At 72.8% G+C, this 12,510-nt stretch carries 9 protein-coding genes; 5 read left to right on the top strand and 4 right to left on the bottom strand.

The features are described 5' to 3' along the window. Window positions 1-79: 79 nt before the first annotated feature. Both ald and TBIS_RS04095 read right to left on the bottom strand, forming a co-directional pair. Entirely contained in the window at window positions 80-1,195 is a 1,116-nt protein-coding gene (ald, locus tag TBIS_RS04100; RefSeq protein ID WP_013131079.1) for an alanine dehydrogenase, read from the bottom strand. Window positions 1,196-1,291: 96 nt separating this feature from the next. Further along, complete coding sequence (locus TBIS_RS04095) at window positions 1,292-2,674, bottom strand: aspartate aminotransferase family protein (RefSeq protein ID WP_013131078.1); 1,383 nt, start codon at window positions 2,672-2,674, stop codon at window positions 1,292-1,294. Between the two features lie 249 nt (window positions 2,675-2,923). On the opposite strand from TBIS_RS04095, the gene TBIS_RS04090 reads away from it, so the two are divergent. Then, window positions 2,924-4,264, top strand: a complete 1,341-nt coding sequence (locus tag TBIS_RS04090; protein WP_013131077.1) for a dipeptidase — start codon at window positions 2,924-2,926, stop codon at window positions 4,262-4,264. 389 nt (window positions 4,265-4,653) lie between these two features. Here TBIS_RS04090 and TBIS_RS19695 read toward each other — a convergent pair whose 3' ends face one another. Further along, a complete protein-coding gene (locus TBIS_RS19695) occupies window positions 4,654-5,937 on the bottom strand; it encodes a pectate lyase (RefSeq protein ID WP_013131076.1) in 1,284 nt (427 codons plus the stop codon). A gap of 377 nt (window positions 5,938-6,314) precedes the next feature. On the opposite strand from TBIS_RS19695, the gene TBIS_RS04080 reads away from it, so the two are divergent. Both TBIS_RS04080 and TBIS_RS04075 read left to right on the top strand, forming a co-directional pair. Then, on the top strand, window positions 6,315-8,138 hold the full coding sequence (locus tag TBIS_RS04080; protein ID WP_013131075.1) for a substrate-binding and vWA domain-containing protein: 1,824 nt from the start codon (window positions 6,315-6,317) through the stop codon (window positions 8,136-8,138). A gap of 12 nt (window positions 8,139-8,150) precedes the next feature. After that, entirely contained in the window at window positions 8,151-8,894 is a 744-nt protein-coding gene (locus TBIS_RS04075) for a coiled-coil domain-containing protein (protein WP_013131074.1), read from the top strand. Between the two features lie 146 nt (window positions 8,895-9,040). On the opposite strand, the gene TBIS_RS04070 is transcribed toward TBIS_RS04075, so the two are convergent. Next, window positions 9,041-9,988, bottom strand: coding sequence for a threonine ammonia-lyase (locus tag TBIS_RS04070; protein ID WP_013131073.1), 948 nt, complete (start codon window positions 9,986-9,988; stop codon window positions 9,041-9,043). A gap of 84 nt (window positions 9,989-10,072) precedes the next feature. Between TBIS_RS04070 and TBIS_RS04065 the strand changes: the two genes are divergently transcribed. Together TBIS_RS04065 and TBIS_RS04060 are read left to right on the top strand one after the other, a co-directional pair. Further along, window positions 10,073-10,939 carry a LysR family transcriptional regulator gene (locus TBIS_RS04065; RefSeq protein WP_013131072.1) on the top strand — a complete coding sequence of 289 codons (867 nt, stop codon included), beginning with the start codon at window positions 10,073-10,075 and terminating at the stop codon, window positions 10,937-10,939. A gap of 311 nt (window positions 10,940-11,250) precedes the next feature. Further along, window positions 11,251-12,450: a S1 family peptidase gene (locus TBIS_RS04060; RefSeq protein ID WP_013131071.1), complete on the top strand. Its 1,200-nt coding sequence runs from the start codon at window positions 11,251-11,253 to the stop codon at window positions 12,448-12,450. The last annotated feature ends 60 nt before the right edge of the window (window positions 12,451-12,510 follow it).

Genomic DNA, 12,510 nt, shown 5'->3' with positions numbered 1-12,510 from the left:
CCCCGCGCACCGGGGGACGGACCCGATCGGCGGCGGCACCCCGGCGGGGACCGGGGCCGCGATCATCGACCGCCGGCCGCTAGCCGGCGAGCACCTCGTCGATCGGGGTGTACGGCAGGCCGTGCGCGGCGGCGACGGGCTCGTTGGTGAGCAGGCCGGCGTGCGCGTTGAGGCCGAGCCGGAGCCCCGGATCCTCGCGGAGGGCGGCCTTCCAGCCCTTGTCGGCGAGCTTGAGCACGTAGGGCAGCGTGGCGTTGGTCAGCGCGTAGGTGGAGGTGTTCGGCACCGACCCCGGCATGTTCGCCACGCAGTAGAAGACCGAGCCGTGCACCTGGAACGTCGGCTCGGCGTGGGTCGTGGGGCGGGAGTTCTCGAAGCACCCGCCCTGGTCGATCGCGATGTCGACCAGCACCGACCCCGGCTTCATCCGGCGGACGAGGTCCTCGGAGACGAGCTTGGGGGCCTTCGCGCCCGGGATGAGCACCGCGCCGATCACCAGGTCGGCCTCGAGCACGGCCTGCTCGATCGCGTAGGCGGTCGAGTAGAGCGTGCGCACCCGGCCCCGGTAGAGGGCGTCGATCTGGCGCAGGCGCTCCAGGTTGACGTCGAGGACCGTCACCTCGGCGCCCATGCCGACGGCGATCTGCGTCGCGTTGCACCCGGCGACCCCGCCGCCGATCACCACGACCTTGGCGGGGGCGACCCCGGGCACGCCGCCGGGCAGCACGCCCCGGCCGCCGTTGAACCGCATGAGGTGGTAGGCGCCGACCTGGGGGGCGAGCCGGCCCGCGATCTCCGACATCGGCGCGAGCAGCGGGAGCGCCCCGCCGACCTGGACGGTCTCGTACGCGATCGCGGTGGTCTTCGCGTTGAGCAGCGCGTCGGTGCAGGACCGGGAGGCGGCGAGGTGGAGGTAGGTGAAGAGCACCTGACCCTCGCGGAGCCGGTGGTACTCCTCCGGGATCGGCTCCTTCACCTTGATGATCATCTCGGCGTCGCCCCAGACGGCGTCCGCGTCGTCCACGAGCTTGGCGCCGGCGTTGAGGTACTCCTCGTCGGGGATGTGCGAGCCGCGGCCCGCGCCGCGCTGCACCACGACCTCATGGCCGTGCTTGACCAGCTCGTGCACGCCCGCCGGGGTGACCGCCACCCGGTACTCGTGATTCTTCAGCTCTGTGGGGATACCGATCTTCACAGGTCGTCCTTTCGCTGCGCCCGGGTACGGCCGCCGCCCGTCCAGCGAGGGCCGTACCCGGGCACTGCGGTGATGCGCCCTCGGGATGCGCCGCGCTCAGATGCGCGACCAGGCCTCGACGAGCACGCTCCGGATGATCGACTCCATCTCCTCGAACTCCTTGGGCCCGCAGATCAGCGGCGGGGCGAGCTGGATCACCGGGTCGCCGCGGTCGTCGGCGCGGCAGTACAGCCCGGCGTCGAAGAGGGCCTTGGAGAGGAAGCCGCGGAGGAGCCGCTCGGACTCTTCGGCGTTGAACGTCTCCCTGGTGGACTTGTCCTTGACGAGCTCGATGCCGTAGAAGTACCCGCTGCCCCGGACGTCGCCCACGATCGGCAGGTCGAGCAGCCGCTCGAGCGTGCTCCGGAAGACCTGCTCGTTCGCCTGGACGTGCTCGAGCAGGTTCTCCCGCTCGAAGATGTCGAGGTTGGCCAGGGCCACGGCGGCGGAGACCGGGTGGCCGCCGAAGGTGTAGCCGTGGGCGAACATGTTCGTGCCCTCCTTGAACGGCTCGAAGAGCCGCTCGGAGGCGATCATCGCGCCGAGCGGGGAGTAACCGCTCGTCAGGCCCTTGGCACAGGTGATGATGTCGGGGACGTAGTCGAACTTGTGGCCGCCGAACATGGTGCCGAGCCGGCCGAAGGCGCAGATGACCTCGTCGGAGACGAGGAGCACGTCGTACTCGTCGCAGATCTCCCGCAGCCGCTGGAAGTAGCCGGGCGGGGGCGGGAAGCAGCCGCCGGAGTTCTGCACCGGCTCGACGAAGACCGCGGCGACGGTCTCCGGCCCCTCCATCTCGATCGCCCGGGCGACCTGGTCGGCGGCCCACCGGCCGAACGCCTGCGGGTCCTTGTCCATCCCGGGGATGCCGGAGATCTGGTCCGCGCGGTACTGGTTCGTGTTCGGCACCTTGGTGGCGCCGGGGACGAGCGGCTCGAAGGTCTGCCGCAGCGCCGGGACGCCGGTGATCGCGAGGGCGCCCTGGGTGGTGCCGTGGTAGGCGACGGTCCGGCTGATGACCTTGGTCTTCAGCGGCTTGCCCTTGAGCTTGAAGTACTGCTTGGCGAGCTTCCACGCCGACTCCACGGCCTCGCCACCGCCGGAGGTGAAGAAGACGCGGTTGAGGTCACCGGGGGTGAGCTGGGCGAGGCGCTCGGCGAGCTCGGCCGCCTTGGGGTGGGCATACGACCAGATCGGGAAGAAGGCGAGCTCCTTGGCCTGTGCAGCGGCTGCCTCGGCGAGCTCGGCGCGGCCGTGTCCCACCTGGACGACGAACAGCCCGGCGAGCCCGTCGAGGTAGCGCTTGCCGTGGATGTCATAGACGTAGGCGCCCTCGCCGCGCACGATCATGGGCACTTCACTGTCCGCATATGAGCTGTGACGCGTGAAGTGCATCCAAAGATGGTCTTGCGCGGCCTTGAGAACGTCCCGCTCCGTCATCGCAACCTTCCTCACGTCTCGGGGTCTCTTCACTATGCATGGCTTATGCACCCTTTGCCAAGGGATTACGTGGCTTCGGCATGCAAGATGTTTGAAATCCGTGATGCCATCGTGTAAAGACGACGAAATCCGCGAACTCCTTCGGAGCACCGACGGCGGGCCGGCGAGGACGTCCCGCCGGCTCGTGTGGTCCAATGAGGGCGCCGTCAGCCGACGGCGTTCGACCCGTCACCGACCGAGAGAGACGCCGTGACACCCGAGGAGATCGAGAACGCCGTAGCAGCGGGAATGCCCCAGACGATCGAGGACCTCAAGGCCCTCGTGGCCATCCCGTCCATCGCCTTCCCCGGCCACCCCGAGGAGCCGGTGCACAAGGCCGCAGAGCTCACCGAGAACCTGCTCCGCTCGGCGGGCCTGCCCCGTGTGGAGCGGATCGACCTCGACGGCGGCTTCCCCGCCGTGTACGGCGAGGCGCCGGCGCCGCCGGGCGCGCCGACCGTGCTGCTCTACGCGCACTACGACGTGCAGCCGCCCGGTGATCCGGCACTGTGGAAGACTCCGCCGTTCGAGCCGACCGTGATCGACGGGGCGCTGTACGGCCGGGGCGCGGCGGACGACAAGAGCGGCGTGATCACGCATGTCGCCGCCCTCCGCGCCCTGCAGGGCCGGTGGCCCGTCGGGATCAAGGTGATCATCGAGGGCGAGGAGGAGTACGCCGGGGAGAGCCTCGCCCGCTTCATCGAGTCCTCCCCCGACCTGGTGCGCGCCGACGCGATCGTCGTCGCGGACGTGGGCAACCCCCGGGTGGGCGAGCCGGCGCTCACCACCTCGCTGCGCGGGATGGCCGCGTTCACCGTGGAGGTCCGCACGCTCGCCGGCGCGGTGCACAGCGGCGCGTTCGGCGGTGCCGCGCCCGACGCCCTCGCCGCGCTGATGCGGATGCTCACCACCCTCCACGACGAGAACGGCGACGTGGCCGTCCCCGGCCTGCCCCGCGGCACCTTCCCCGGTGAGGCCTACTCGGAGGAGGAGTTCCGCGCCACGGCCGGGGTGCTCGACGGGGTGTCGCTCGTCGGCACCGGCAGCCTCGCCGACCGCCTCTGGGCCTCGTACGCGATCACCGTCACCGGGCTCGACGTGCCGAGCGTGGCGCAGGCGGTCAACGCGGTCCAGGCCGTCGCCCGGGCCCGGGTCACGATCCGGGTCCCGCCCTCCGGCGACCCGGCCCAGGCCATCGAGGTGGTGACCGAGCACCTGAAGAAGGTCGCGCCGTGGGGCGCGCACGTCACGTTCAGCGACTTCACCACCGGGGCCGGGTTCCGCGCCCGCGGGGAGGGCCGGGCGCGGGCGGCCGTCGAGCGGGCGATGGCGCGCGCGTTCGGGCGCCCGCCGCGCGAGGTCGGGCAGGGTGGCTCGATCCCGCTGGTCGCCGCCCTGGCCCGCCAGTTCCCCGAGGCCGAGATCCTGCTCTTCGGCCCCGAGGACGACCACGCCTCGATCCACGCCCCGAACGAGCGGGTGGACCTCGAGGAGCTGCGCCGCACCATCACCACCGAGGCGCTCTTCCTCGCCGAGTACGCCAAGGGCTGACCGGGGTGCCCGGGCGGCGCGTTCCACCGGGATCACGCCGGGCCGTGGCCACGGCCCGGCGAAGCGCCCAGGCGACCGGCCGGAGACACGGCCCGCCGGCTTCTCGGGAGCGCGGCCGGCGGGCCGGCCCGGCCACCCGGTCGGCGGCCCGGCCGGGGACGGGACGGGGCCCGGGCGCGGACCCGCTCCCGCCTCCGGCTCCGGGCACGGGCGGCCACCCGGCCCCTCGGTCACTCCCGTGCCGCCGCTGGGCCGTACGAGGCCGGGCTCCAAGACGCGGAAGGGCCCGGCGGCGGCGCCGGGCCCCGGCCTGGGAGAGATCGGTCCTGCGGTGACGTCACCGGCGGGACGAGCGGATCACCCCCGGCTGCGTCACCGGTTCGGGCGCATCACCGGTAGGTGATATCGGACGCGGAGTAGACGCAGTTGACACCGTCCGCGCCGCTGCCGATCTCCTTGGGTTCGCCCTTCGTCGTGCCCTGGTACTTCTGGCAGATGATGATCTTCCGGTTCGAGTCGCCCACGATCGTGATGTTGGAGAAGCGGGCGGTGTCCCCGTAGTTGACGTTGATCCCGGCGAGCGACTTGCCCGGGTAGACCGCGGTCACGTTCTCGATGACGACGTGGCGGTCGTACTGCTTGGAGCAATTGCCGCAGGACCGGTAGAGCTTGCCGAAGTCCTCCACCCGGAAGTTGCGGATGTACATGGTCCCCGGGCCGTTGTGCTGGAAGACCTTGTCGCTCGCGGCCCGGGCCGCGCCGCCGTCGATGACCATGGTCTGGGACGCGGAGGTGCCCTTGAACGTGGCGGCGTCCTCGCCGACGTCCTCCCACCACACGTTCTGCAGGGTGCACGAGCCCGTGCAGTGGATGCCGTCGGCCGCCGGGGCACCGAGGATGACGTTCTTCAGGACCGCGCCGTCGGCGAGCTTGAAGATCGGGTCTTGGCCCTCGCTCTGCCCGCCGTCGCCGAGGTCACCGGTGCCGTAGTAGCGCCTCATGCCACCGTCAAAGGTCCCCGACACGTTGATGGTCGAGTTCACCGCCACCTGGCCGGTCGGCGCGGGCCAGTCCGTGGCCGGAGGCTCCCAGGGCGGGGGAGTCGTCGGGCCGGCCGTGGGGATGGTGGGCGACGGCAGCGGGACGGCGCCCTGCTTGATCAGCCACGCCTTGCTGGCGACCGAGTCACAGGAATTCTGCTGGACCACCGCGCCCACCGCGGTCGAGCTGTCCTTGACGTTGAGGCACTTGCCGCTGTGGACGTTGACGACCTGGTATGCCGAACCGCCGGCCACCGGCACGAACCGCCAGGTCTGCGAGGCGGCCCCGGTGCACCGCTCCTGCTGTACCGCCTTGCCCGCGGACGTCGCGGCGTCCTTCACCCCGGCGCACTTCCCGCTGTGCGCCGCGACCATGCGGAAGCCGTCTTTGTCGTGCTCTAGGCGCCAGGTCTGGTGGGCCGCGCCGTCGCAGCGCTCCTGCACGAGCTGGACCCCGTCCTCCGTGCGCGCGCCGGCCACGGCGAGGCACAGCTCGCTGGCGGAGTTGACCAGCCAGTACGCCCCCGGCTCCGGCTCCGCCGCATGGGCCGGCCCGGCGACCGCGGTCGCCATCCCGAGGGCCAGGGCGGTCACGCCGATGATCCCGGCACCGGTTCGCTGTCTCCGTCTCACCTCGCACTCCTCGCTCGGTCCGACGGGCCCCGACCGAATATGGCGGTCCGGACCGCCATACCGATCGGCCGATCACGTCTGAGTGGAAGCCGTTCACCTGTCCGAACCCACGCGGACCGTACGAACGGGACGAAGGCCGGTCAAGGATGCCGGCAGGCCGCACCGCCCGGCCCCGAGGCACGGCCTGTACGCCGGGGGACGGCGGTTGAACCTTTCATCCTCCGCGGGCGCTCACGGCCCGGGCGGCCGGGTTCCGGAGGCAATCGGGTACCGGCCGTACCGCGCGGGGAAAGGTGGGAGAATCCCGCAACTAATCGCGACCGATATTCGTCGGGATAAGTGCTGAGATCCCCTGACAGTTCGGTAGAGGAGGCGCGTTGTACCCCCCACCCCCGCCACAGCCCAAGCGCCGCCGCGGATTCGCACCGTTCATCGTCGCGATCATCATCGCCGGAGCACTCATCGTGGCGTTACGGACCCTGGTAGGCGGGGGCGGCGGACACGGCGGTGACCGGAGCCCCGAGGCCCGGCGCAGCGCCTGCCCCGAGGGCGCCATCACGCTGAACATCACCGTCTCGAGCGAGAAGGCCGAGCTGCTCCGCACCATGGCCGAGGCGTACAGCGGCCGCGAGGTGAACGGCCGCTGCGCCGAGGTGGTGGTGAACCCCAAGGCGTCGGGGAGCGCCATGCTCGCCCTGGCCCGGGGCTGGGACGAGCGGCGGGACGGGCCGAAGCCCGACGTGTGGACCCCGGCGAGCAGCGGCTGGATCGCCATGCTCCAGCGCCGGGCGGCCGACAACGACCGGGCGAGCCTGGTGTCCGCCGACAACCCGTCGATCGCCACCTCCCCGCTGGTGATCGCCATGCCGAAGCCCATGGCCGAGGCCCTCGGCTGGCCGGACAAGAAGATCGGCTGGTCGGACATCCTCAGCCTCGCCAACGACCCGGAGGGCTGGGCCAAGTACGGGCACCCCGAGTGGGGCCGGTTCCGGCTCGGCAAGACCAACCCGCACTTCTCCACCTCCGGCCTGAACGCGACCATCGGGACGTACTTCGCGGCCACCGGGCTCTCCGGTGACCTCGGGGAGGCGAACCTCGCCGACCGGCGGACCCGCGACTTCGTGCGCGGCGTGGAGCGGTCGATCGTCCACTACGGCGACACCACGCTCACCTTCCTGTCCAACCTCCAGGAGGCCGACGACGCCGGTGTCGCGCTCTCCTACGTCTCCGCGGTCGCCGTGGAGGAGAAGTCGGTCTGGGACTACAACCAGGGCAACCCGACCGGGGATCCGCGGACGCTCGGCAAGCACCCCAAGCCGAAGGTGCCCCTCGTCGCGATCTACCCCAAGGAGGGCACGCTGCTCTCCGACAACCCGTACGCCGTGCTCTCCTGGATCGATCCGGAGAAGAAGCCGGTGGCCGAGGACTTCCTCAACTACCTGCGCGCGCCGGAGCAGCAGCGGCTCTTCGCCGAGCACGCGTTCCGCTCCCACGACGGCAAGCCCGGGGAGCTGATCACGGCGGAGAACGGGCTCAACCCCAAGGAGCCCGCCAAGACGCTCAGCGTCCCGGCGCCCCGGGTGCTCGACCGGATCCTGCGGAGCTGGGACGAGCTGCGCAAGCCCGCGCACGTGCTCATGGTCATCGACGTCTCCGGCTCGATGGGCGCCGACGTCCCCGGCACCGGCCAGACCAAGCTCGAGCTCGCGAAGCAGGCGGCGATCAACGCGCTGCCGCAGCTCGGGCCGAACGACCAGGTCGGGCTGTGGATGTTCTCCACCAACCAGGACGGCGGCAAGGACTACCGGGAGCTCGTGCCGATGGGCCGGAACAACCGGGACCTGCTGAAGAAGCGGATCCAGGGCCTCATCCCCGGCGGCGGCACCGGCCTGTACGACACCACCCGGGCCGCCTACCGGACCGTCCTCGAGCGCCACAGCAACGACGTGATCAACGCGGTGGTCGTCCTCACCGACGGCAAGAACGAGGACGACAACTCGATCTCCCTCGAGGATCTGCTCGCCGAGCTGCGCACCGAGACCGGCCAGGAGACGGTCCGGGTGTTCACGATCGCGTACGGCAACGACGCCGACCTCGAGGTGCTGCGGCAGATCTCCCAGGTCACCGACGCGGCGGCCTACGACTCCCGTGAGCCGGGGAGCATTGACCAGGTGTTCACCGCCGTGCTCTCCAACTTCTGACCGGGAGAGGCCGTGTCCCGCTTCACCGAGGAACTGCGCGACCCCTGGGGAGTCCTGCTCGGCGCGGCCGCGGGCGGCGCCGCGTGGGCGGTGGACGTGCCGCCGGCGGGCGCCGCCGCCGTCGGGGTCGTGGTCTGGCTGGCCAAGGCGTTCGCCGCGGCCTGGCAGTCGGCCGGCGAAGAGGTCCGGGCCGCGGGGCCGCAGGTGGCCAAGGGCAGCGCCGAGGAGGCGTGGCTGCGCCGCGCCGAACGGGCCGCCGCCTCGTTCGCCGAGCTCACCGAGTCGATGCGCGGGCGGCTCCTGCTCGACCGGATCGCGGCGATGCGCCCGCAGGTGGACGACACGGTGGCGGCGCTCCGGCGGCTCGCCGGGCACGCCTCGGTCACCGGCGCGGCGCTCGCCCGGTTCGACCCCGGCTTCCTCCGGCGCGAGCGGGAACGGCTCACCGCCGCCCGGGAGGCGGCCGGTCCGGAGGTGGTGGCGGAGCTCGACCGGTCGCTCGCCGCGGTCGAGGCCCAGCAGCAGGCCTATGACCGGCTGTCCGGGACCCGGCAGCGGCTGCTCGCCCGGCTCGAGTCGGGGGCGATCACCCTGGAGGGGCTGGTGGCCCGGGCGGTGGAGCTCTCGGCGCTCGCGGCCACCTCGGCCGAGACGGACGGCCTGCGGGTGCTCGACGAGCTCACCACCGAGCTGGAGCTCACCCGGGAGAGCCTCCGCGAGATCGAGGAGGCCACGCGCGGCGAGCTCGGCCCGTGACCCCTGCGCTCCGCTCCCCGCGCCGCGCCCGGGAGCGGAGCGCACGCACACCGTTCCCGCGCACGCGCGGCCGCGAGCCTCAGCCGCCCCGGGGGCGTCCTGCTCCGCCACCGCCCGCGCACGCGCGGCCGCGGAACGGCCGGCGGTCAGGCGGCGAGCACGCGGCCGAGCTCGGCGGATCCGGCGTTGCCACCGGTGCAGACGACCGCGACCTTCCGGCCCGCGAACTCCTCCCGCCGGGCGAGCAGGCCGGCGAGCGCCGCGGCACCCGCCCCCTCCGCCAGGGTGTGCGCGTCCTCCAGGAGCGTCCGCTGGGCCCGGGCGATCTCCTCGTCGGTGACGAGCACGAAGTCGGCGAGGCCGTCGCGCATGATCGACTGCGGCAGCTCGAAGCCGCACCCGGTGGCGAGCCCTTCCACGCAGGTCTTGATCGGCCGGCTCACCAGCTCGCCGAGCCGCCAGGAGTCGTGGGCGGCCGGCGCGGCGGACGACTGCACGGCGATCACCCGGCAGGCCGGGGCGAGGAGCCGGGAGACCAGGCAGGCGGCGGCCGCGCCGCTGCCGCTGCCCACCGGCACGAAGATCGCGTCGAGGTCGGGCTGCGCGGTGAGGATCTCGAAGTAGAGGGTGGCCACGCCCATGATGAGCTCGGGCTCGTCCCCGGGGCTGATCAGGCGCATCCCGGTCCGGCCGGCGAGCTCCCGGGCGTGCTCCGCCGCCTCGACCATGGTCGCGCCGCCGATCTCCACGGTGGCGCCGAGGGCCTTGAGCGCCGCCACCTTGACCGGGTTCGGGTTCTCCGGCATCACGATCGAGCACGGCACGCCGTACAGCCGGGCGGCGTACGCGATCGACTGGGCGTGGTTGCCGGTCGAGTAGGTGAGCACCCCGCGGGACCGGTCGTCCATCCGGGCGAGGAGGTTGATCCCGCCCCGGACCTTGAAGGCCCCGGTGGGCTGGACGTTCTCGTGCTTGACGTAGACCTCCGCCCCCACCGTGGCGTTGAGCACCGGATAGGACCACATGGGGGTCTCGGGCAGGTGCCGGGCGATCAGCCGCCGCCGCGCCGTCAGGATGTCCTGGATATCCGCCATACGCCCAGCCTGGCGCGCCGGATCATGATAGGTCCAACTGAAATTTTCCGGATAACCCATAAATAGCGTTGATAAGTTGAGGTCATGCTCGACCCGATGCGGCTTCGCGTGCTCGTCGCCGTGGCGCGGACCGGCTCCGTCACGGCCGCGGCCCAGGAACTGCACTACTCCCAGCCGGCGGTGAGCCACCACCTCGCCCGGCTGGAGGCGGAGACCGGGGCGAAGCTGATCCAGCGGGTGGGCCGCGGCATCCGGCTCACCGAGGCGGGCCGCCTGCTCGCCGAGCGGGCCGAGGAGATCCTCGGGCGGATCGAGTCGGCCTCCGCCGAGCTCGCCGCGTACGTCGGGCTGCGCTCCGGCCGGGTCCGGCTCGCCGCGTTCCCCTCCGCCCTCGGCACGTTCGTGCCCACCGCGGCGGTCCGGCTCGCCGAGCGGCACCCGGGGCTGGAGCTGTGCTTCACCGAGGCCGAGCCGCCGGAGGCGCTCCGCATGCTCCGGGCCGGGCAGGTCGACGTCGCCGTGCTCTTCCGGTACGGCGAGGCCGAGCCGGACGAGGAGGGGGTCCGGCTGACCCACCTCTTCGACGAGCCGGGATTCCTCGTGCTGCCCGCCGCGGAGCCCGGCGCCGAGACCCTGGCGGGCCACGCCGGCTCGCGCTGGATCGCCGGCTGCGAGCGCTGCCGCGCGCACCTGCTCCGGCTCTGCGCGGAGGCGGGGTTCGAGCCGCGCGTCTCGTTCACCACCGACGACTACGTCGCGGTGCAGGCGATGGTGGCCGCCGGGCTCGGGGTGGCGGTGCTGCCCGAGCTCGCCCTCACCGCCCATCGCCACCCCGGGATCCGCACCGTGCCGCTGCCCGGGTCGACCCGGCGGGTCTTCGCCGCGACGTACGGGGAGCCTCCCGATCCACCGCCGACCGCCGCGTTGCTCACCGCGCTCCTCGGCGGCTGACTGCAACACGTTCTAACCTGGCGTTTTCCCGGGCCACCCCTACCCGCGGGTAGGCCCGCGCGCGTGATCCCGGAAATGCCCGGCCGCCGCTTTATCGAATTCACCTTCCGCGCCGCGCGGATTTCACAAATCAAATGATCCCCGGCCCGGCCGGCGCGGGCGGACGGCCGCGGTCGATGGCCATCGCCGGGTCACCGGCGGCCAATGGCGGCGTCGGCGCCCTGTCATGACTCCGTGATGTGGGCGGGTGGCTCACCCCGCCCGCCGGAGGGCGGCCGTTACGGTGACCGCACCCGACGGCAAGGAGGTCGATGGTCATCCGACGCACGGCCGCTTTCGCATGTGGCCTCGCCGCGTGCGCGCTCGCCCTGTTCACCGTACCGGCCCGGGCCGGGCTTCCCACCGCCCCCGGCCCGGAGACGGCGCCCGTCCCCGGGCTCGACCCGGCGGCCACCGTGGTCGAGGCCATGCAGCGTGATCTCGGCCTCACGGCCGAGCAGGCCGCGGCACGGCTCGCCAACGAATCCCGGGCCGCCGAGATCGAGGCGAGGCTGCGCGCGCGGCTCGGAGGCGCGTTCGCCGGTGCCTGGGTCACCGGCGACACCGCGGAGCACCTGATGGTCGCCACCACCGACGCCGGCCAGGCCGGCGTGATCCGGGCCGAGGGCGCCCACCCGGTGATCGTCCGCCGGTCGCTCGCCGAGCTCACCGCGGCCAAGCGGGCGCTCGACCGGGCGGCGGCCGATCGCGCACCGGCCGCCACCCCCCTCTGGTACGTGGACGTGCGGCGCAACCTCGTCACGGTGCACGCCGCGGACCCGGCGCGGGCCGAGGCGTTCGTCGCCCGCAGCGGCGCCGACCCCCGGGCGGTCCGGGTGGTGCGGTCGGGCGAACGGCCGCGCCCCCTCATTGGGGAACGGCCGCTCCCCCTCCGGTACGACCTGCGCGGAGGCGACCCCTTCTACCTCGGCGGCGGCTCGATCCGCTGCTCGGTCGGCTTCTCGGTACGGCGCGGCGGCACGAGCGGGTTCGTGACCGCCGGCCACTGCGCCACGGCGGGCGCCACCACGACCGGCCCCAACCGCGTGCGCCAGGGCACCTTCCAGGGCTGGTCGTTCCCCGGCGACGACCACGCCTGGGTCGCGGTGAACGAGAACTGGGTGGCCCGGCCGTGGGTGGTCACGGGCACCGGGCTGCTCACCGTGCGCGGGTCGCGGCCCGCGCTCGTGGGCGCCGCGGTCTGCCGGGCCGGGGCGACCTCCGGCTGGCGCTGCGGCACGATCCGGCAGCTCGGCGTGAGCGTGCACTACTCGCAGGGCACCGTGCACGAGCTGATCAGGACCGACATCTGCGCCGAGCCCGGGGACTCCGGCGGTCCGGTCGTCGCGGGCAATCAGGCCCAAGGGGTCCTCTCCGGCGGGTCGGGCGACTGCGTCCGCGGCGGGACGTCCTACATCCAGCCGGTGAACGAGATCCTCTCCGCCTACGGCCTCACCCTGGTCACCGGATGAGGCGTCACGGAGGCGGCGCACCGGTCCCGCGGGCCGGGATCCCCGGTTCCCGGCCCGGCC

The organism is Thermobispora bispora DSM 43833 (genome assembly GCF_000092645.1).
Lineage (GTDB): Bacteria > Actinomycetota > Actinomycetes > Streptosporangiales > Streptosporangiaceae > Thermobispora > Thermobispora bispora.
The sequence above is the reverse complement of the archived record's forward strand: the minus strand, read 5'-3'. Positions and strand labels throughout refer to the sequence as shown.